We start from the raw sequence: 20,674 nt of genomic DNA on the forward strand, positions 1-20,674 counted from the left end.
CCGGCCATCTCCCCCTCAAGGGGGGAGATTTGCAGCTTCGCCGACAGCGCCTTTTCTTCAGCGTTGACGATTTGCGAAAGCCGAAGTGACATCCAATCTCCCCCCTTGAGGGGGAGATGGCCGGCAGGCCAGAGGGGGTGCGGCGCATCCCGTCGATCAAAGCTGAATCGTAGAGCCAATTCCGATCAGGAGCACCCGTGCCGAGGCCCGCCCCACTCATCGAAATGCGCGGCATCTCCAAGAGCTTCGGCGCCGTCAAGGCAAACGAAGCCGTCGATCTGAGCGTGGCACCCGGTGAAATTCTCGGGCTGCTGGGTGAAAACGGCGCCGGCAAGACGACGCTGATGAACGTGCTGTTCGGCGCCTATGCGCCCGATGCCGGCGAGATCCTGGTTCAGGGCCGTCCGGTGACGATCAACAGTTCGGCCGATGCGCTTGCCGCCGGCATCGGCATGGTGCACCAGCACTTCCATCTGGCGCCGCGGCTTTCGGTGCTGGAAAACCTGCTGATCGGCATTCCCGGAAAGTCGGGCCGGATCGATCGCGCCGGCGGGCTGGCGCGGCTGGGGGAGATCGGCCGGCAGCACGGGCTCACGCTCGATCCGGACCTTCCCGTCTCGGCACTCTCGGTCGGCGAGCAGCAGCGTCTCGAAATCGTCAAGGCGCTGTTTCGCGGCGCAAGGCTGCTGATCCTCGACGAGCCGACGGCGGTGCTGGCGCCAACCGAGGTCGACGGGCTGTTTTCGGCACTGCGGTCGATGGCGGCCCAGGGCCTCGGCATCATCTTTATCTCGCACAAGCTCAACGAGGTCAGGGCGCTGACCCATCGCTGCGTCGTGTTGCGGCACGGACGCGTTGCCGGCCGCGTCGACGCACCTGCCAGCACGACGTCCTCGGAAATGGCGCGGCTGATGTGCGGTCACGAGATCGTTCCACCGGCCCGGGGACCATCGACGCCGGGTGCCGCGGTGCTGACCCTGGACGGCATCTCGACGTCGCGCCATTCCGGCATGGCGCTGCGCGATGTGTCGCTCGCTGTGCGTGCAGGCGAGATCCTCGGCGTTGCCGGTGTCTCGGGCAATGGCCAGCGGGCGCTGGCCGAGGTGATCTCCGGCGTTCGTGCGCCCGATGCCGGCCGGATGACCATAGCCGGCAAAATTGTCTCGCGGTTCTCGCCGCGCGAGGTGCAAGCGCTCGGTCTCGGGCGCATTCCGGAAGACCGCATGACGACCGGGCTGGTCACCAACCTGCCGCTCGCCGATTCGATGGTGCTGCCGCGCATCGGCACCGACGCGTTCAGCCGCAACGGCCTGCTCAGGCCCGACGCGATCCGCGCCTTCGCCGAGGCGCAGATCAAGGCCTATGACATACGCTGCCCCGGGCCGATGACACGGGCCGGAGCGCTGTCCGGCGGCAATCTGCAAAAGGCGCTGCTGGCGCGCGAACTTGCCTTCGATCCGAAGGTGCTGATCGTGTCGCAGCCGACGCGTGGCCTCGACATCGGCGCGGCGCGCTTTATCCATGAAAAGTTCCTCGACATGCGTGCCAAGGGTTGCGGCATCATCGTCCTCGGCGAGGATATCGAAGAGCTGCTCATGCTCTGCGACCGCATCGCGGTGATGTATGAGGGACGCATCGTTGGCACGCTCGCCAGCGCCGACGCCACCATCGCGCGGCTCGGCCTGATGATGACCGGGGCGGAGGGTCACGGCTGATGTTCCGCTTGGAAGCTCGCACCAGCACGCCCGGCTGGTTCAATCTCGCTCTGCCGCTGCTGGCGATCGGGGCAACGCTGGTGCTATGCAGCGGTCTGATCGCACTGGCTGGCGCCGGCGTGATCGAGGCCTATGGCGTGATGTTTTCGGCGTCGCTCGGCGACAGCTACGCAATCACCGAAACGCTGGTGCGTGCAACACCGATGATCTTCACCGGGCTTGCCGTCGCCGTCGCCTTCCGCGCCAAATTCTGGAACATCGGCGCCGAGGGGCAGTTGCTGGCCGGTGCGGTGGCGAGCTGCGCGGTCGGCGCCATCCCGATGCCGGGGCCGCTCGCCATACTTCTCATGGCAGTGGCGGGTGCTGCAGCCGGCGCTGCGATCGCCTTGGTGCCGGCGACGCTGCGCGTAAAATTCAGGGTTGATGACGTGGTCAGCTCGCTGCTGCTCAACTCGGTCATCTTCTATGCCCTGATGGCGCTGATCGAAGGCCCGTGGAAAGACAGTTTCAGCGGCTACCCGATCTCGCCGCCGATCGAGGATTCGGCGAATTTCCCGGTACTGCTCGAAGGCACGCGGCTGCATCTTGGGGTCGTGGCGGCGTTCCTTGCTGCGCCGGTCATCTGGTTCCTGATCGCGCGCACGACGCTCGGCTTCAGGATCAGGGTCATCGGCGAGAATCCCGAAGCTGCGCGCTATGGCGGCATTCATGTCGAGCGCGTGCTGATCTCGACGGCGCTGCTGTCCGGGGCGCTCGCCGGACTTGCCGGCGTCGGCGAGGTCGGCGGCGTGCATTTCCAGGTGATGAGCGACATCTCGCCGGGCTATGGCTATTCCGGCATCGTCGTTGCCATGCTGGCGAGGCTCAATCCGCTCGGCGTGGTGCCGGCGGCGCTCTTCCTCGCGGCGGTCATGACCGGTGCCGAGGCGATGTCGCGGGCCACCGGCGTGCCGGCCTTCCTCAGCGACGTCATCCAGGGAACCGCGCTGCTCGCCATGCTGGTGGCGCTGCTGTTCACCGCCTACCGCATCCGCCGCGTGGGGACAGCCAAATGAGCGTGGTGCTCGAACAGATTTTTCAGGTCGGCTTCCTCGCTGCGATCATCCGCATCGCCACGCCTTTGGCTTTTGCGACGCTGGGCGAGATGTTCTCCGAGCGGGCCGGCGTGCTCAATCTCGGCATCGAAGGCATCATGCTGTTGTCGGCGATGACCGGCTTCACCGCGACCAACCTCAGCGGCAGCCTGTGGCTCGGCGTGCTGGCGGCAGTTCTCACCGGTGCGCTGATGGGAGCCCTGCATGCATTGTTCACGGTGGCGCTCGGCCTCAGCCAGCATGTCTGCGGCATCGGTGTCACGCTGTTCTGCTCGGGCCTTGCCTATTTCCTCTACCGGCTGATCTTCGGCCAGCAATCGGTGCCGCCGAGCATCAAGAGGTTCGAAACGCTGCCGATCCCTGTTCTCTCCGACATCCCGGTGCTCGGGCCGGCGGTGTTCAACCAGTTTTCGCTGGTCTACATGGCGATCCTTGCGGTTCCCCTGGCCGCCTTCGTTCTCTACCGGACACCATGGGGCCTGTCGGTGCGCATGGTCGGCGAAAATCCGCGCGCCGCCGATTCGGCCGGCGTCGGCGTGATCGCGACGCGCTTCCAGGCGGTGATCCTCGGCGGCGCCTTGATGGGGCTGGCTGGCGCCTTCCTATCGATGGTGCAGTTCAACGCCTTCACCTTCGGCCTCGTCTCGGGGCGCGGCTGGGTGGCGATCGCGCTCGTCGTCTTCGGCCGCTGGGATCCCTGGCGTTCGGCAGGGGCGGCCCTGCTGTTCGCCTTCGTCGATGCCTTGCAATTGCGCATGCAGGCGAGCGGGCTCGGCCACATTCCCTATGAGGCGTTCCTGATGCTGCCCTTCATCTTCACCATCGTCGCCATGGCGGTGATGTCGCGCAACGCGGTGGCGCCCTCTGCGCTGCTCAAGCCGTTTCGCCGGGAAGAACGCTGACAGCCAGGCGAAATGCCGGGTCCTTAGCTTGCGACTGCGGGCTTCAGTACTTCCTCGCACCATTGGCGAAAGCTGGTGGGTGTGGCGGACTCAGGAGTACGCGGCTCGGCGGTATCGAGGTCTTCGTTCTTGGCCTCCAGCATGTCGACCATGGCCTGCGCAAACGCCTCGGAGGCGCCGCGTTCGATGAAACCCGCTCTGAATGCCTCGAAAGAGATCTGCTCAAAGCGCACTGGTTTTCCCAGTACCTGCGACATGATCTGCGCCATGTCGTTGAAGGACAGGTCCTCAGGGCCGAGGATTGGGACACAGTCTTGTCCGCTCCAGGAGGGATCGAGCAGCAGCCGGGCGGCGACGGCGGCGATGTCGCGGATGGCGCAGGTCGGGAGCTTGCGGTCCATCGAGATCGGCGAGAAGAAGATACCTTGGCTCTTGATCGGCTTTACCTGGCGCAGGATGTTGTCCATGAAGGAAGGCATTGTCAGCGCCCGGTAGCCGACGCCCGTGCTCGCGATCAGATCGTCCATCTTCAGCGACGCCGACACATGCCCGGCCTTCGCGGCCATAGCCGTTCCGCGACCAAGGGCCGACACTGCGACCACCCGTTTCACTCCCTGGCTCTTGATCGCGTCGCACGCCGGCCGGGTGAAATCCACGAAGGCTGCCTCGACGTTCTCGGCGTGGAAGTCCGGGGGCACCAGCCAGAACACGGCGTCGGCGCCAGTGAAGGCCCGGTTGACGACATCGATGTCGCCATGCGACCCCTGCACGACCTCGACGCGCTGCCGGGTGTGCGAGGACAGACGGGAGGGATCGCGCGCGATCACCCGGATAGGCTCGCCGCTGTCAAGGAGAGCATCGAGGACTTGGTGGCCGATACTGCCTGTGGGTGTGGTGACGACGATCATATGGATCTCTCACTTCGTGTCGTGACCGCATTTCGCGATCGACGGGAATAGATAGCTCTCGCGTTCCCCGTCCGATGGCGGTCGCTTGAATCATCCAGACGACCGCCATGAGCGCAACGAGGCGAGGGTGAGCACCTCCCAATTCAGGCGTTGAGCGCCGCCAGCACGCGCTCCGGCAGGAACGGATAGTGCCGGAGCCGTACGCCGCCGGTGAGCCGCGCCACCGCGTTGGCGATCGCCGGACCAATCGGCGGCAGCCCGACCTGGCCGATGCCCCCGATCGGTCCCTCGGGGGTTGGAATAACGGTGACCTTGATATTGGGTGCCTCGGACATGCGTATCACCCGATAGGTGTCGAAGTTCGTTTCCTGCACCTGGCCATCGACGATGTTGATCTGCTCGAACAACGCATGGCTGGCGCCGCCTGTGATCCCGGTAATCATCAGCGCTTCGATGTTGCGTGGCTGTACGGCTATTCCCGGATCGACAGCGCACCACACGGTGTGCACGCGGATCTCGCCGGTCTCGCGGTCAAGCGAGACCTCGGCGATCTCAGCGCAGTGGGAGCCAAAGGCATCGGAATAGGCGACGCCCAGCGCCCGCCCGTCGCGTTGGCGGTCCCATTCCGCCATCTGGGCGACGGTCTCGATGACCTTGCGCGCCCGCGGCTGGTCTTTCAGGAGCTCCAGTCGAAGCGCCACAGGATCGACCCCCTTGGCGGTCGCGATTTCGTCGATGACACATTCGATGCCGAACCTGGTGTAGCCAACCCCGACCCCGAACCAGAAGCCTATGTCCAGGCCGTTATCCCTACGGATGTACTCGATCTGATGCGCAGGGACGGCATAGTTGAAATGGGCGCCCTCGGTCACCACACTGTCGTGGCCGCCTTCGCTCTCGAACAGTTGAGGCATTGTGCGGGCAAAAATGGAATCCGCCACGATGCGATGCCGCCAGCCGATAATGTTGCCGTCGCCGTCGAGCCCGACCTGCACATGTTGCGCTTCGAGCGGCCGGTACTTGCCATGCTGGACGTCGTCTTCGCGGCTCCAGATGACCTTGATCGGGCGGCCCTGCACCGCCTTGGCGAGCGACACCGCATCGATGATGAAGTCGGCCTCGGCTTTGCGGCCAAAACCGCCGCCGAGCAGGGTGGTGTTCACCTTGACCTTATCAGGGGTGGTGCCGGCCACCTCCGCGGCAAAGCCTTGGGTGCCTGTTGGGCCTTGCGTCGGCGCCCAGATTTCGACCGTATCGCCGGTCACGAGCGCCGTGGCGTTCATCGGCTCCATCGTCGCATGGTGAACATGGTCGCTCATGTAATCGACCTCGATGAGAGTTGCGGCCTTCGAGATCGCGGCCTGTGCGTCGCCCTCCGCGGCAGCGTTGACGCCGGTTTGGGTGAGGTCGCGGCCAACGCGGCGATACTCTTCCAACAGCCGATCGCTGGTGTAATTGCGGATCCGCGACGACGTGGTCCACACGATTTTGAGCAGATCCTTGGCCCGCTTCGTCGCCTCGACCGTTTCGCCGATGATGCCGACGCCGTAAGGCAGCGGCACGATGTGCGTGATGCCCGGCACGGTCCTGGCTTCGGCATCGTCGATGGTTGCCGGCTGCTCGCCCTGAACGGGCGCCCGCAGCACCGCTCCGTACAGCATGTCCGGAAGCTGCACGTCGATGCCGAAGATCGCGGTGCCGTCGACCTTCGAGGGTATGTCGATACGCGGCACCGTCAGATTTCCGATATAGCGCCACTGATCGCTCGGCTTCAGATCGGCGTCGGTCGCCTGCGGCAGCGGATCCGGAAGCGCGCCGGCCGCGGCGACCTCGCCATACTCCAGCGAGCGGCCCGACCGCGCGTGCACGACTCGGTTGGGCTCCGTGGTGAGTTCGCTCACCGGAACGTTGAGCATGTCGGCGGCACTTGCCAGTATGATCTTGCGGGTCTGGGCGCCGACCAGGCGCAACATTTTGTAATAGCCCCGCGTGGATTCGCTGCCGCCGGTGAGCTGCACGCCGTAAAAGCCAGGGTTGCCGTACTTTTCCGCGTCGGACGGGGCCTGGACGACACGAACCTTGTGCCAATCGGCATCCATGTCCTCGGCGATGAGCAGCGGCAGCGTCGTCATGATACCCTGCCCCATCTCGGATGCGGGTGACATGATGGTCACGGTGCCGTCGGCAGCGATGGCCAGCCAGGCGTTCGGCCGGTAATTGCCCTCGAGCGCCGGCGCAACGCTGGCGCTCGAGGCATCCTGGAGCAGGCCTCCGAACGCAACTGCGATGCCGGTGGCGCCAACGGTGATGAGGAAGCTGCGCCGCGACAACGTTCTGGTATGCAGCTGCAATGTCTCGGTCATGGCTCAGGCCTCCCGTGCGGCGCGTTGAATGGCGCTGATGATTCGCACATAGGTCCCGCAGCGGCAGATGTTGCCGTCCATGTGTTCGACGATCTGATCGCGGGTGGGGTTGGGGTTGCTCTTGAGGAGCGCCGCCGCCTGCATGATCTGCCCGGACTGGCAGTAGCCGCATTGCGGCACCTGCTCGGCGATCCAGGCCTGCTGTAGCGGATGGCTGGCATCCGGCGACAGGCCTTCGATTGTCGTCACCTCCATTCCGGCCACGTCCTGAAGCAGCGTTATGCAGGAGCGCGTCGGCTCGCCGTCGACATGAACGGTGCAGGCGCCACATTGCGCGATGCCGCAGCCGAATTTGGTGCCGGTGAGTTTCAGATGCTCTCGTATCACCCATAGAAGCGGGGTATCTGGCTCGGCGGCGAGATCCACCGCCCGTCCATTGATCGTGAACGCTGTCATGGCTATTGTTCCCTTAACCGGCGCAATCATCGGATTTCTTCCAGTGATGATGGCAACGTTATCCGCTCTATCCGTAGACATCCACGACTATGCCATCATGAATATTTCAAGAATTTGATTATTACTTCAGATGTTTCCACATTGTCGGAGACGTTGTTATAAAATAGCCTGTTGAGGAAATGCGATCTATGCTGTAAAGTCCGTATTATCTTCGCAATCGTCCGGGAGGCCCATGGATCCGCTCTCAGATGTGCTGTCGCTGCTTAAGCCACGCAGTTATGTGTCCGCCGGCTTCGATGCAGGGGGAAACTGGTCAATCCAGTTCTCCGATCAGCACGAACTTATCAAATGCTACGCTGTGGTTTCCGGCGGGTGCTGGCTCACCGTGGAAGGTGTTGCCGATGCGGTGCGGCTGGAGAAGGGGGACTGCTTCGTGCTGCCGAGCGGGCGGCCTTTCCGCCTCGCAAGCGACATGACTTTGACGCCTGTCGGAGCCGGCACGATTTTTCCCCCCGCGCGGGCTGGCGGCGTCGTGACGTATAATGGCGGCGGTGATTTCTTTCTTGTCGGTAGCCGCTTCGCTGTCAGTGGCAATCATGCCGGCATGCTGCTGGGCATGCTGCCGCCCATCGTGCATATCCGGAAAGAAACGGATCAGGCGGCGCTGCGCTGGTCGGTGGAGCGGATGATGCAGGAACTGCACGAGCCGCAGCCGGGCGGTTTCCTGGTCGCGCAACACCTCGCCCACATGATGCTGGTTCAGGCCTTGCGCCTGCATCTGGCGGAAGGGCTGGGAGGTGGCGTTGGGTGGTTCTTCGCGCTGGCAGATAGACAGATGGCTGCTGCGATCAACGCCATGCACGACGATCCGGCGCATCGCTGGACGTTGCAGGAGCTGGCGGAGCGTGCCGGCATGTCGCGATCGACCTTTGCCCTGAAATTCAAGGAGATGGTTGGGACGTCGCCGATGGAGTACCTGACGAACTGGCGAATGCTGTTGGCGGGGGACAGGCTGGCAAATTCCAGCGACCCAATTTCCGTCATTGCCCTGTCGCTCGGCTACGAATCCGAAAGCGCCTTCAGCACGGCCTTCAAGAGGGTCATGAACTGCACACCACGGCAATATGGCCGTGGCCGGAACCCCGCTTCCCCTTCAACGTTCAACACGCGCCCAGAGGACACGGCCGCTGCCCGCTGGCTGAAAGCCGGTTGATCCGACCCGAGCCGAAGGGAAATCTCAGCCGCCGCTTAGCGCCCGCACCACATTCGGCAGCGCCGGCAGCGTCAACAAAACCGTGCCGGCAAGCCAGATAGACGAAACGACGATGCTTCTGGGCTGCGCCGACCAGCGCTCATAGAGCGCGGCCGGCACGCCGGCGAGCATGATGGTTATCGTCGACAGGATCAGCGCACTTGCCATGTAGACGATCTGACTTAGGGGGGGCGCCCAGGCCGGATACCAAACCGGATAGAACAGGAACACCATCAGCACCCAAGGCGAAAAGATACCGTTGACGATTGCGACCGCCATGACAGGCACAAGAGCGTTTCTGTCCATCGCCTCAACCCCCCTGTGAAGTCATCGGCGCGATGCCGAAATTGATCAGCAAGACGAGATAGCTGATGCGCAAGGCCATAAGCCAGAGCACGCTGAAGACGATCACAACCGGCTGGGTCAGGATCGACGGCGTGACGGTCCGCACGATCCGCAGGAATGGGTCGGTGACGGTCTTGAAGAAGCGCCAGATGTAGTTGTCCCAGCTTTCGGGCACGAAGAGGCCGAGCAGGAGACGCCCCATCAGCGTGTACATCACCGCGGCAAGGATGAAATTCGGTAGGTGGAAATACCAGTAAGACCAGAAATCGTTCATGTGGATTTTCCAAGGAGCGGCGGCGCCGCGTTATGCCAGCGACGCCCCCGAAATGAAAGCGGGGTCCGTCGCCGGACCCCGCCTCGAGCGCCGATCGCTATGCGAGATCAGGCGATCTTTTCTTCCATCATCTGCTTGCCGCGAGGCACACGGATTTCCTCGATGAAATCCTGCATATCCCGGGACGGCGCCTTGGTGAGAAGGCTGACGATGATCATCACGGCGAAGCCCACCGGCAGACCAAAGGCCGCCGACGAAATGTTCTTCACGCCCCACCACAGTTCCATATTGGGCGTCGCCTTGTCGAAGTCGGCGCCGTACTGCGTCATGACGAGATAGAAGATGGTGATGCCGAAGCCAGCGATCATGCCGGCGACAGCGCCAGCCGAATTGGCCCGCTTCCACCAAACGCCGAGCACCAGGGCTGGGAAGAGCCCGCCGGCTGCAAGCGAGAACGCCCACGACACCATCGACAGGATGTCCGACGGCTTGGTCGATGCGACGTAAGCAGCCAGCACCGCGACCATAACCAGCAAGATGCGCGACACGATCAGACGCCGCGACGTCGGCGCGTTCTGGTCGATCATCTTGTAGTAGATGTCGTGGCTGAGCGCGTTGGCGATGGCCAGCAGCAGGCCGTCCGCCGTCGACAGCGCGGCGGCAAGACCACCGGCGGCGACGAGGCCCGAGATGACGTAAGGCATGCCGGCCATTTCCGGCGTGGCCAGCACGATCATGTCGGCGTTGAGGTTGATATCGGCAAACGAAAGTGCCGTCACGCCCTTTTCGGCGCAGGCCGCGACGATCGCCGCGGTGTCTGTCGCCGCTTTGCCGCAAATCTGCACGAGCGTATTGTCGGCAGCGGCCCAGCGCATCATCCATCCGGCTTTCTCCGAGATGTTTTCAGGCGTCAGGCCGGACGCCACCAGGTCGAGCATCGTCCACTTGGCGAACGCCGCATAGGCGGGCGCCGTGAAGTAGAGGATGAAGATGAACAGCAGCGACCAGGCGACCGAAACGCGCGCCTCACGCACCGACGGGGTGGTGAAGTATCGCATCAGGACGTGCGGCAGTGACGCCGTTCCGACCATCAGGCAGAGGATCAGCAGGAAGTAGTTCTTGGCATCATAGCCACCATGCACGAATGGCGTGATGTGGTGCACCGTGATGCCCTGCGCCGTCTCAAGCGCGGTGATGTTCGCCAGCGCCTGGCCCTGCATCAATTGCGGGATCGGCACGCCGGTCTTCACCGTCGACATCCAGATGACAGGGATGAGATAGGCGATGATCAGCACGATGTACTGTGCGACCTGCGTCCAGGTGACGGCGCGCATGCCGCCGAGCATCGAGCAGACCAGAATGCCGGCGAGGCCGACATAGACTGCGACGTTGAAGTCGATTCCCAGGAAGCGGGCCGAGATCAGCCCGGTGCCGAAAATCTGCGCGACCACATAGGTGAACGAGCAGGAGAACAGAACGACCACGCCGATCAGACGGGCAAGATTGCCGCCATAGCGCGCCGACAGGAAGTCGGGAACCGTGTAGGCGCCGAACTTGCGCAGATAGGGTGCAACGAGGATGGCCACGAGCACGTAGCCGCCGGTCCAGCCGAGCACGAAGCCGAGGCCGTCATAGCCGAGCAGGTAGAGCGAACCGGCCATACCGATGAAGGAAGCCGCCGACATCCAATCGGCGCCGGTCGCCATGCCGTTGTAGAGCGCCGGCACGCGCCGCCCGGCGACGTAATATTCGCCAACATGCATGGTGCGGCTCAGGACGCCGATCACCGCGTAGATGACGATGGTAAAGCCCATGAACAGGTAGCCGATTACAACGTTTTCGACACCCAAGGCGCTCAAGATAGCCATCAGGATGATGAAGGCTATGAAGCCGCCGGTGTAGATGCCGTAGATGCGGCCGAGGTTGGAGGTGAAATCGCCTCCGCCTGCCGTAGTCGCTGTCGTGTTAGCCATTGAAGCCCCCCCAATCATTCTTCATTGACATGATGCTCTTCGTCGATCGCGTTCTGGCGCCGTGCGAACCAGAACAGCATGACGACGAAGGCGATGAGCGAGCCCTGAGCGGCCATGTAGAAACCGAGCGGAAAGCCAAAAATGACGATGGTGTTGAGTTGCTCCACGAACATGTGGATAACGTAACCGAAGAACACCCACAGTCCCAGCATGACGAACATGAGACTCTTGGTCTTGTTCCAATAACTTACGCGGTCTGGCGTCGCCATAGCGTTGAACCTCCCTTGGTTGGCAGCTTGCGAACCGTCTCGAGCGCAAGGCGCCGTTTAAAGCTTGCCTCTTCCGCTAGCGCGGAAGTCCTCCGGCATATGTTGCGGCCAGGTATAGAATCAGCCGACCGTAACTTTATAGGAGTAACACTTCTTGCCGCTGCTGTTCATACGACTTTAGAATCGGTGGGAGGACTGGAGAATCGGTGAGAGGAACTTGGTGCGTAAGAGGGCTGGCGGTGCGGCGTGACGGAGGCTAAACGGTTAACATCGGTTGGAACAAAACCGAAGGGAGAGCGCCATGGGCCTGCTGAACGATTTGTTGCCCGAGTTCCTGCGCAAGCCGCAGCCGATCGGCAGCGTCGGCGAACTGGCTGACTTCATGGATTCGCGCGCCGCCTTCCTGGCGCAGAAAAGCATCGTCGAGTTCTGCCGCGTCAGGGCAGGGGTCTACTGGCAGAAGCTGTTCAGCGAGAAGGAGTTCCAGGCGGCGCTCAACCATTCACGCTGGCGCGCCTACCCTGCGTGCTATGCCATCGTGGCGGAAATGGTGGAGGGCGCGCTGCGCGAACCTGCCGGCTTGCGCCAGCGGGGTCTGCCGGCGGCGCTGGAAAAAGTGGCCCTGGCAAGCTTCTCCAAATATGCCGTTCCGGAGGGCTCGGCCCCCTCTTTCTGGGAGGACGCCGCCGAACTCACACGTCAGCGCCTCGCCGCCACGCAGATCGGTCCGCCGCGGCCGGTGCGCGAAATCCCCGAGCCGCTGGCGCGAACGGTTTTCGAGATGGTCCCGATCCACCCCAATCTCCTGACCAACGACTACGATTACATTTTCAACTTCCTGAGAATGAATCTGCTGCGCGCGAATGAGGATTTCCTTGAGCAGGCTGACCGCAGCGCCCTCGTCGACGAACTGCTTGGTGCCGCGCGCATCTGAGCTTTGTTCCTGCCGATATCCAGGGCTTCGCCTTCGGCCTTGCACTGTCCAATAGTCGCCAGCTATGCGAACATCAGGTCCCGCACCAGGTCGGGTGCCGACTGAAGGCGCTTAATGAGGCTCTTGAGCTCTATTTGCTGCTCGCGCGTCAGGGCATTGACCTCGATGCGGTTGGATACCGGTATACCGGCGTAGATGTCATGCGTCTGCTGAGCGAGCAGCAAGCCGATCAGCATGGCATGACCAGCCTGCATCGCCTTCATGTCGCGCTCGCCGCCAATATCCAGCGCGATTAGTTTCTCGAGCCGGGCACGTGTGCTCCGCTCGCGGATGCCATGGCGAATTGCAAGCGTGCGTGCGGTCGCGACGATCGGAAAAAGGCCATGCTTTTTGATGTTCAGCCGGCCATCTTCAAGCTGAAAGCCGCCAAAAACAGTGAAGGGATTGCCGGTTGTCATCTGCTCGCCGAGAAGCTTTGCGAACACCGGCTCGGCGTGGCCACGCTCATATGCATATTCGATGAACTGCGCGGCCAGCGTCGTGTCGCCGTGAACCGGCCGCAGATCGTAGACGATATCGACGTTGAGCAGGTCCTCCGGCCGTAGGCGGCGAACCCAATCTTCGACGCGCGCCTTCCAGGTGTCGAGACTTCCGCGGAATGGGGCATTCGCGGCCATTACCCCGCCTTTGCAATACGGCACGCCTGATATGTCGAGCATGTCGGCGAGCTTGGCGCCGAGAATTTTGAACCAGCGGTCTTCGGGCCCGTCCGGCTCGCCTTCTGCGAAGACGATTGCGTTGTCCTGGTCTGGGGCCATCAGGCTTTCGCCACGGCCGCCTGAGCCGAGCACGAGCGTGGCATAGGCGCAGGGCGGCGGGCCGTGGCCTTCGATTAGCATCTGCTGTTCGGCAAGCACAGCGGCGCGGCGGGTAAGCGAGCAAAGTTCGTCGCTGATGATTTCCGCCACCACGCGTGGGTCGATCGCTTCGCCGATCAGCGAACGTACCACGCCCGGCAGCATCGACCATGTGGCCGCCAGTTCGGCGGCGTCCTTGGCATGTTCGATCGTGTCGTCGAGATCGATGGCAGCGGCGGCGCGGAGCCTCAGCAGGTCACGCGACGAAAGCACGCCGACCAGCATGCCGCCGTCATCGCGGACAGCGAGGTGGCGGACTTTCAGCCGATCCATGCGGCCGATCGCCCGATAAGCGAAGGCGGCGGCGCGGATGCTTATCAGCGGTCGCGTTGCGATGCTTGCGACCGGCATGTCAAAAGCGCGCTCGGCGTCGGACGATATGCGGCGTAGCAGGTCACGCTCGGTAACGATGCCATAGTCCTCAATCGGCTGATCCGGCGTTCCTCGGTCGGACACGAGGACCGAGCTGATCTTGCGCTTCACCATGAGGTCGATGACCTGCCTTGTCGGCTTGGTCGACTTCACCACGACCGGCGGGCCGCTCATCAGGCTGCCGACACGATGGCGATAGGCATAGGGATCAACCGGCTGAAACGCGGGAGCCTGGGGTCGCGACACCGGCTCGGCCCAGCCGGCGCGATGGCCGGCTTCGAGAGCGTCCGAAAGGGCAAGGCAGGCGACCTCTGCCTCTCCGAGTGTTCGGATGTTGCGCTTGCGCAACTCCGGAATCAGCGCGGCAAAGATGTCTCCCGCCGCGATCGCATCGCCCAGAGCCGAATGGCGGCCAGCTATCTCCAGGCGAAGCCAGGCGGCGATCGTTTCCAGCGAATGGTCTGCCAGATTGGGATTTGCTATGGTTGCAAGAAGCCGGACGCACAGCGCCCGAGGCTTTTTCCAGGGCAAACGGGCGCGTCGGCATTCGCGCTCCCATACCGCCAGATCGAAGCCGATCGAGTGGCCGACGAGGATACGGTCCCCGACGAACTCCTGGAATTGCGCCCATGCGTCCAGGAAGGTCCCGGCCCCGTCAACATCGGCATCCGTGATGCCGTGGACGAGCGAGACCTCGGACGGGATCGCTTCGCCGGGATCGATGAGGAGATCGAGCTGAGGTTGCCGGACGACCTTGCCATGCGCGATGCCGATCGCGCCGATCTGGATCACGCGTGCCTTTGTGGCGTCGGGCCCGGTTGTTTCGGTGTCGACGGCCGCAGCCGCAATTGCTATCAGCGGTGTCGCGCCGGTCGCCGGCTTCAATTTGGTCCCTTTCGGCATAGCCGATAGCATTCCTCTGCCGGATGTCCCGGCTTGCCGAGACAGCGCTCTGTCGATGCCGGAAAGGTCGATCTTGCTTGCCCTGCAGCATAGCCGATCCCGGAGAGAAGCGCGGGCCGCGAAAAGACGTTGAACACCGCGCAAGTGGAGGGCGGCCGCGATGTCGGCTGTAATGCGCCACAAGCGGTCATTTGGGTCCTCGCCTATCTTCGACTAGCTCGGGCCGGAAGTGGGACCGATCGCTTCCAGCGGTAATCATAGCAGACATTCAGTCGTGCAGGAGCGAAGTTATTGGCTGATCGTTGGGGGCCTTTGCCTTCGCTCAGTAGGAACGTCGCTAAGGGGCGAGACGTGACCCTGGTGGCGGCGCAAGGCGGTGGCTGACGATCTGCCGGCCTCTGACACTAATCCCGGCCCTGACGGTCAAGAGCTTCTCGACTATGCCAAAGGCGGTCACGAATGCCTTGCGATATGTTCGACAAGGCGAGGTGCTTCCTCGGCGATCGTCAAGATGATGCCTGACTTGCGTGTGGAGGCGAAGTCCAGCCCTGCGAAGTAAAGGCCCGGCAGGGCGGCCACGCCATCCGCGTGAACAGGCTGTCCCGCGCTGTCGAGCGCACCGGGAAGCCTCATCCAACTGAAATCGCCCCTAAAACCCGTGCACCACACCACGCTCGTTACGCCGGAGCGGGAGAGATCGAGCGAACCGATCGTCGGGTTCGGCTGACGCATCGCGACCGTCTCCGCCGGGTCGGGCTCCGCAACGGGTGCATCGATCCCGGCGCGGCTGATATAGTCGTCGACATGGCGTTTGACATTTTCGGAGGCTTCATCCGCAAAGCGGGCATTCGCTTCGAGATCGTCGGCAAACGAGAGGCTGCCGCCATCCTCGATGCCGGTGAGGCGCCCAAGAAGCACGACACCCTGCGCGCTCAGCGCCTGAAGGCTTATCGTATGCATCGACCCGAGCACACCACGCGGCGGGATGCGTCCCGCAAGTCGAATGACTTCCTCCCGGCGCACGTCGAGAAACCCGCTTTCGAGCAGCCAGACCATGATGTCGCGACCCCGGTAGCGCCGTGGGAGCCGTCCGACACGACTGGTCGCAAGGAAGACCGTTCGACCCACGTCCGCCAATTCCTCCGCGATCTGAACACCAGATTGGCCGCCTCCGACCACCAGCACCGCTCCATCGGGCAGATCGGCAGCGCTGCGGTAGCCGGAGGCGTCGATCTGGTGGAGAGCTGGCGACAACGCGGTGGCCCAGACCGGGCGCACCGGACAATTCAGGCTGCCGCTTGCGACGATCACATTGCGCGCCCAAAGCGTGCCGTGTGAGGTGGTCAGCCGATAGGCGCCATTCTCGTGCGTGAGTTCGCTTACCGCAGTATCCGGTTCGATCGGCAGCGCGTTGCGCCCAGCGAAATCCTCAAGGAGAGTGACGAACTGATCGCGCGTCAGGGCACCATCCGGATCCGGACCGTCATAGCAATCGCCCGGCATGACGGTCTGGACGTTGGGAGTATTCATCCGAAATGAATCCCATCGCTGTGTAAGCCAGGTCTCTCCTATGCGGCCCCGCTCCAATACGCTGTGGCGCAGGCCCCGTCGCGCCAGCCAATAGCTGACACCCAGGCCGGCCCAGCCGGCCCCGATGACGACAGCATCGAGAACATCGCCGCCGTCAGTCATTTGCTGCGGTGATCTCATAATCGCCCCCCCCGGCGATCTCGCCAGCCCCGCGCAGCATTAAGCCTTGTCCATGGCAATGAGTCCAGCACCGCCGATTTCCGTCCGACTGGCCGAGCGCATTCCGGTTCGCCAGCGCCGCCGGCCGCGTCGATGGCCAAATTTTAGGCTGTGGCGCTCGCAAAGTGCGCCGGTCGGTCCGGAGCTGCGCCCTCACGTCCATCCGAATCCCGGAGGTTCACCCGTCCAGGCGGCATATTCGCCTTAAAGTGATTTTGATACGGTCGAAGCGCTCGCACATTGTCGGCCAGTTTGTTGCCGAGGCAGCCGATGGACGAGATCAAGCGGGTTGCTGTGGGATGCATCGGGCGCGCCGTTATGTTCGGATCGCTTGCCATCGGCTGTGTCATGATCGGCTTCTCCTTCAACCCGGTATCCGCCTTCCGCGCCGGCGCGTTCCTCACGCTGACCATGGTTCTGGCGTTGATGTGGAAAGCCACGACCGCAGGCAGCAAGAATCCCAAGCACACCGAAGTCTGGCTCTATCTCGACGAGAAGTCGCGCCCAGCCGATGGCCCGGCGCGACGGGTGTTTGGCACCATCATGAGCGACGTTTACAAACTCTACGCCCGGATCGCGCTCGGCGTTGCGGTCGGCTTCTTCCTGGTGTCGCTCGTGCTGATGCTGTTCGGTCTGGAAGCTTACAGGCCGCCCAGCAGATAGGAGGCCGCTCCGCCCATCCCCGTCCCTCCGCCTGCAGGAGCCCGGGGTTTTTATCACTTGGCCGATCAGGCTCGAAGCATAGCTCTAAGCAGAAAACAAACCAAATTATCATCATAATTGAGAAAAACATTCTAAGAATCGCTGGAAAATAGCACTCGACAAAGTCTACTGATTTTATAGATTAACCGCCGAAGACGGAGGTCGATATGTCCTATTTCCAGAACGCCCGGACTGCCCGCAAAGGCCAAAGGCTTGGTTCTGACCAGACTTGGCGGCCGGCCTATGCAGGCGCCTTTGCCTACCTCGTTTTTGCCCTTGCGTTTGTGTTCACCGGAGCGGTTGTTCTGGGCCTTATCCCTTGACCATGAAGTCCCGAGCCGTCGGGCCCTGAATGATCAGGGGTAGCGACCTGCCGCTTTCAGAATACCGGAGTTGAATGAACCGAATTCAGGTGCGCTTTTGCGCGCCCGTGATCCCAACGTGATGGAGGAGATGGCAATGCCGATCGAGTTCACGCATGTTCCCGGTAAAGCTCACCCCGCCGACTCAACCGTGCCGTTTTTCTACGATTTCGCGGAAACCGCGACAAAGCTGTCGCTGGTCGAGGACATCGGTTTCCAAAAGATCGTCGTCGACGATCCGGCTGGGCTGCTAACCAATATGGATATTGCCGCCCAGGCGCTGAGCCGCACCTCGTCGCTGGAGGTCGTTCTCGCACATTGGGCGGGTGTGATCGAGCCGACGGTGGCGGCGCGGCAATTGGCAGCCCTCGACGCAGAAAGTGGCGGTCGGCTGTCGCTCAGGATGCTCAGCGAGCCGCTGAGCGACGACGACGCCGAGGCACGTCCGGTCGGCCATACGGTCGTCTGGCAGCGGATCGACGAATATCTGGTGCTGCTGAAGCGGTTATGGTCGAACGACAGGCCGTTCGATCATGAAGGCGCCTTCTACAGCGTCAGGGCCGGCTATGTGCCGCGCAAGGGACCGCATGGCGCCGACATGACCATCCGCATGGGCGGACAGTCCGGAACGGCGCTCAAGGTCGCCGGGCGGCATGCCGATGTCTTCGAGCTGACGCCGGGTTCGCTCGACGAGATCCGGCAGCTGATGGAGCGGGTGCGCAGTGCCGCCGCCGAACACGGCCGGGCCGGCAAGCTGCGTTTCGCGCTTCCCGTCCGGATCCGTTCGGAGGACAAAGCCGCCTGCCAGAAGGCGGTCGAAATTGCCGGGCCTCCGGCGCAAGTCGCGCTGGCGCTGCTTCCTTACGCGGCCTTGGGAATCCAGGAATTCATGATCGTCGGCGTCGACAGGCCGCGCGAAATCGCGACGGCTGGCCGCGAGGTGATCGCGCTGTTGCGCAACTCGCTGGCGCGTCGCGAGGCCGATGCCCCGCAGCCCGAGGCGTTTGCATCCCGCGTGGTCCGGGAAACACGTGCCGCAGGCTGAACGCTGGTTATTTCAGGACGCGTTCGACAATGTCGCCGAAGGTCGGCGGGTCGAACGCCGGCAGAATGAGAGGCTCGACGAAGCCGTCGCGCCGGGCCGTCAGCACATACTGCATCATGGCCTCGTTATCAGGCATTTCAAAAACCTGAACGAAGTCATAGGCGCCGAGCGTGGCATAGAAGGCGACGGATTTGCCGCCAAGTGCGGCAACCCGCTCCTCGCTGATTTTCCGGCGATCGGGGCTGCCGGCAAGCTCAGCCAGCCCCTTGTCGGTCAACCGCATCAGCGAGACGTAAAGCCGGCCGGTCTTGGCTGCGGCGGGTGTGTCGGCAGTATCTTCGGGCATATCAGTGCGCCTTGCCGGAGAGTAGCGACAGCGCAGCGATAACGGCGCTTGAATCGGTCAGCGCGCCGAAAATCCCATTTTCGACCGTCACCATGTGGAGTGCGGCCTCATGCGCATATCTGTCGCCGCTGGCGCAAGCATCCGTGATCGTCAGGCACTGGAAATTCCGGTCGCAGGCCTCGCGCAAGGTCGTGTGCACGCAGACATCGGTCGTGCATCCTGAAAACAGCAGATGCGTGATGCCCTGCGCGCGCAGCACGTGCTCGAAATCGGTGTAGGTGAAAGCGCCATTGCAGGTCTTGTCGACGATGATGTCCTCAGGCGCGACGTCGATCTCGGGAACGATCTGGAAGCCGGGGCTCGAACGCAGCAGGATGTCGGTACCCTCAAGGCCGGCCCGTTTGCGGCGCCATTTCTCATAAGGCGTCATGTCGGCCATGTCGGCCCGGTAGCCTTGCCTAGTGTGGATGATTTTCAGGCCTGCCGCGCGGGCGGCCGCGATCAGGCGGTTGACCGTCGGCAGGATGGCTCGCAGCGGGCTCGGATCGTATCCCTGCTTGGCGAAATAGCCAGATGTCGACAGGAAATCCTCCTGCATGTCGATGACGACAAGAGCAGTATGTCCAGGCACCAGCCTGCCGTCGTAAGGAAAATCGAAAGGCGTCGCCTTGATCATTTTTCTCTCTTCTCCAGCGAGATATGTTTCGCCGGCTCAAGACCCCCGGGTTTCGTTCGGCAGGACGCCGATAGCGGACGGGTCAATCCGGCAGTCGATGACTTGTCCGGGAACGGCCGCGACGGCTGCTTCCGAGCGCAGCGTCGCAACCATCTGTTCGCCGGTCGCCGTCCGCAGCAGGATGCGTTCCAGCGCGCCGACAAAGGAATTCTCGACGACCGTCGCGCGAAAGCCGATCTCGTCGTCCGTTGCCTGCCCGATGCAGATGTCCTCGGGGCGCACCCACACGGTCAGACTGTCGCCGGGCCGTTCGCGGTCTTTGACCAAGGGAAAGCCGAAGCGCGTGCCGAACGCCTCGACCATCGTCTCGTCATCATCGGCACGATGGCCGGACAGGAAATTGTTCTCGCCGAGAAAACCGGCGACGAAGCGCGTCGACGGTTTTTTGTAGAGGTCGCGGGGCAGCCCGATTTCGACGATGCGGCCATGATTGAACACCGCGATGCGATCGGACATGGCGATCGCCTCCTCCTGGTCGTGGGTAACGTAGACGAAGGTCACCCCGGTCTCGCGATGCAGCCGTTTCAGTTCCTTCTGCATGGATTCGCGCAGCATGCGGTCGAGCGCCGAAAGCGGCTCGTCGAGCAGCAGGATGCGCGGCCCGAAGGCCAAGGCGCGGGCGATGGCAACGCGCTGCTGCTGACCGCCGGACAGTTCGCGCGGCTTGCGCTCGGCCAGATTGTCGAGGCCGACCAGCGACAGCATCTCGGCCACCCGCGCGGCGATCTTCGGCTTCTCCCATTTGCGGACGCGGAGGGAGAAGGCGATGTTGTTGGCGACCGAGAGATGCGGGAACAGCGCATAACCCTGGAAGACGAAGCCGAAATTGCGGTCCTCGGGGTCGACATGGGTGATGTCCTTGCCGTCGAGGCGGATCGTGCCCTTGCTCGGCGTGGTGAAGCCGGCCAGCGACATCAGAAGCGTCGTCTTGCCGGACCCCGAGGGTCCGAGCAAGGTGACGAACTCTCCCGCCTCGACCGAGAGGTTGATCCCGGTCAAGGCGGTAACCTTGTCATAGGTCTTTTCGAGATCGTCGATGACTAGCAATGCCATCAGT

General features: G+C 62.9%; 20 protein-coding genes. 8 read left to right on the forward strand and 12 right to left on the reverse strand.

Translation table 11 applies throughout. From position 1 onward, the window contains the following. Positions 1-224 precede the first annotated feature (224 nt). Genes EOC94_RS00295 through EOC94_RS00305 form a run of 3 tightly spaced genes read left to right on the forward strand, consistent with a single transcriptional unit; the run spans position 225 to position 3,711 of the window. The gene (locus tag EOC94_RS00295; RefSeq protein WP_127288582.1) at positions 225-1,715 is read left to right on the forward strand and encodes an ABC transporter ATP-binding protein; all 1,491 of its coding nucleotides are present in this window, start codon (positions 225-227) and stop codon (positions 1,713-1,715) included. Beyond that, complete coding sequence (locus EOC94_RS00300; protein ID WP_127288271.1) at positions 1,715-2,770, forward strand: ABC transporter permease; 1,056 nt, start codon at positions 1,715-1,717, stop codon at positions 2,768-2,770. Before EOC94_RS00295 ends, EOC94_RS00300 begins: the two co-directional genes overlap by 1 nt. Then, positions 2,767-3,711, forward strand: coding sequence for an ABC transporter permease (locus EOC94_RS00305; protein ID WP_127288272.1), 945 nt, complete (start codon positions 2,767-2,769; stop codon positions 3,709-3,711). The genes EOC94_RS00300 and EOC94_RS00305 overlap by 4 nt, the downstream gene beginning before the upstream one ends. A 23-nt stretch (positions 3,712-3,734) precedes the next feature. On the opposite strand, the gene EOC94_RS00310 is transcribed toward EOC94_RS00305, so the two are convergent. The 3 genes from EOC94_RS00310 to EOC94_RS00320 form a co-directional block, all read right to left on the reverse strand. Next, positions 3,735-4,619, reverse strand: coding sequence for an NAD(P)H-binding protein (locus tag EOC94_RS00310; protein ID WP_127288273.1), 885 nt, complete (start codon positions 4,617-4,619; stop codon positions 3,735-3,737). Positions 4,620-4,762: 143 nt separating this feature from the next. Beyond that, positions 4,763-6,982 carry a molybdopterin cofactor-binding domain-containing protein gene (locus tag EOC94_RS00315; RefSeq protein WP_127288274.1) on the reverse strand — a complete coding sequence of 740 codons (2,220 nt, stop codon included), beginning with the start codon at positions 6,980-6,982 and terminating at the stop codon, positions 4,763-4,765. Between the two features lie 3 nt (positions 6,983-6,985). Continuing rightward, entirely contained in the window at positions 6,986-7,438 is a 453-nt protein-coding gene (locus EOC94_RS00320) for a (2Fe-2S)-binding protein (protein WP_095484979.1), read from the reverse strand. Positions 7,439-7,670: 232 nt separating this feature from the next. Between EOC94_RS00320 and EOC94_RS00325 the strand changes: the two genes are divergently transcribed. Next, positions 7,671-8,651, forward strand: coding sequence for an AraC family transcriptional regulator (locus EOC94_RS00325; RefSeq protein ID WP_126104408.1), 981 nt, complete (start codon positions 7,671-7,673; stop codon positions 8,649-8,651). 24 nt (positions 8,652-8,675) lie between these two features. Here the strand turns inward: EOC94_RS00325 and EOC94_RS00330 are convergent, their stop codons facing one another. The 4 genes from EOC94_RS00330 to EOC94_RS00345 form a co-directional block, all read right to left on the reverse strand. Continuing rightward, complete coding sequence (locus tag EOC94_RS00330; RefSeq protein WP_126104409.1) at positions 8,676-8,996, reverse strand: hypothetical protein; 321 nt, start codon at positions 8,994-8,996, stop codon at positions 8,676-8,678. A gap of 4 nt (positions 8,997-9,000) precedes the next feature. Beyond that, positions 9,001-9,309 carry a YggT family protein gene (locus EOC94_RS00335; RefSeq protein WP_095484982.1) on the reverse strand — a complete coding sequence of 103 codons (309 nt, stop codon included), beginning with the start codon at positions 9,307-9,309 and terminating at the stop codon, positions 9,001-9,003. Between the two features lie 107 nt (positions 9,310-9,416). After that, a complete protein-coding gene (locus EOC94_RS00340) occupies positions 9,417-11,282 on the reverse strand; it encodes a sodium:solute symporter family protein (RefSeq protein WP_126104410.1) in 1,866 nt (621 codons plus the stop codon). Between the two features lie 14 nt (positions 11,283-11,296). Continuing rightward, the gene (locus EOC94_RS00345) at positions 11,297-11,551 is read right to left on the reverse strand and encodes a DUF4212 domain-containing protein (protein WP_095484984.1); all 255 of its coding nucleotides are present in this window, start codon (positions 11,549-11,551) and stop codon (positions 11,297-11,299) included. A 301-nt stretch (positions 11,552-11,852) separates the two neighbouring features. On the opposite strand from EOC94_RS00345, the gene EOC94_RS00350 reads away from it, so the two are divergent. Further along, positions 11,853-12,485 (forward strand): hypothetical protein, encoded by a 633-nt coding sequence (locus tag EOC94_RS00350; RefSeq protein WP_127288275.1) that lies wholly within the window; start codon positions 11,853-11,855, stop codon positions 12,483-12,485. A gap of 62 nt (positions 12,486-12,547) precedes the next feature. Here the strand turns inward: EOC94_RS00350 and EOC94_RS00355 are convergent, their stop codons facing one another. Further along, positions 12,548-14,677: a DUF294 nucleotidyltransferase-like domain-containing protein gene (locus tag EOC94_RS00355; RefSeq protein ID WP_245465461.1), complete on the reverse strand. Its 2,130-nt coding sequence runs from the start codon at positions 14,675-14,677 to the stop codon at positions 12,548-12,550. Positions 14,678-15,130: 453 nt separating this feature from the next. Then, positions 15,131-16,387, reverse strand: coding sequence for an NAD(P)/FAD-dependent oxidoreductase (locus tag EOC94_RS00360; RefSeq protein ID WP_348627388.1), 1,257 nt, complete (start codon positions 16,385-16,387; stop codon positions 15,131-15,133). 309 nt (positions 16,388-16,696) lie between these two features. On the opposite strand from EOC94_RS00360, the gene EOC94_RS00365 reads away from it, so the two are divergent. The 3 genes from EOC94_RS00365 (at position 16,697) to EOC94_RS00375 (ending at position 18,535) form a co-directional block, all read left to right on the forward strand. Next, positions 16,697-17,089 carry a hypothetical protein gene (locus tag EOC94_RS00365; RefSeq protein WP_127205300.1) on the forward strand — a complete coding sequence of 131 codons (393 nt, stop codon included), beginning with the start codon at positions 16,697-16,699 and terminating at the stop codon, positions 17,087-17,089. Positions 17,090-17,295: 206 nt separating this feature from the next. Next, complete coding sequence (locus EOC94_RS00370; RefSeq protein WP_082982575.1) at positions 17,296-17,451, forward strand: hypothetical protein; 156 nt, start codon at positions 17,296-17,298, stop codon at positions 17,449-17,451. 136 nt (positions 17,452-17,587) lie between these two features. Further along, the gene (locus EOC94_RS00375) at positions 17,588-18,535 is read left to right on the forward strand and encodes an LLM class flavin-dependent oxidoreductase (RefSeq protein ID WP_127288584.1); all 948 of its coding nucleotides are present in this window, start codon (positions 17,588-17,590) and stop codon (positions 18,533-18,535) included. A 7-nt stretch (positions 18,536-18,542) separates the two neighbouring features. Here EOC94_RS00375 and EOC94_RS00380 read toward each other — a convergent pair whose 3' ends face one another. The 3 genes from EOC94_RS00380 to EOC94_RS00390 are packed head-to-tail and all read right to left on the reverse strand — an operon-like array spanning position 18,543 to position 20,670. Then, positions 18,543-18,881 carry a GYD domain-containing protein gene (locus EOC94_RS00380; RefSeq protein WP_127288277.1) on the reverse strand — a complete coding sequence of 113 codons (339 nt, stop codon included), beginning with the start codon at positions 18,879-18,881 and terminating at the stop codon, positions 18,543-18,545. A gap of 1 nt (position 18,882) precedes the next feature. Beyond that, positions 18,883-19,557: an isochorismatase family cysteine hydrolase gene (locus EOC94_RS00385; protein ID WP_126104416.1), complete on the reverse strand. Its 675-nt coding sequence runs from the start codon at positions 19,555-19,557 to the stop codon at positions 18,883-18,885. A gap of 36 nt (positions 19,558-19,593) precedes the next feature. Next, positions 19,594-20,670 (reverse strand): ABC transporter ATP-binding protein, encoded by a 1,077-nt coding sequence (locus EOC94_RS00390; protein ID WP_127288278.1) that lies wholly within the window; start codon positions 20,668-20,670, stop codon positions 19,594-19,596. Between the last annotated feature and the right edge of the window lie 4 nt (positions 20,671-20,674).

Source organism: Mesorhizobium sp. M6A.T.Ce.TU.016.01.1.1 (assembly GCF_003997065.1).
Classification (GTDB): Bacteria; Pseudomonadota; Alphaproteobacteria; order Rhizobiales; family Rhizobiaceae; genus Mesorhizobium; species Mesorhizobium mediterraneum.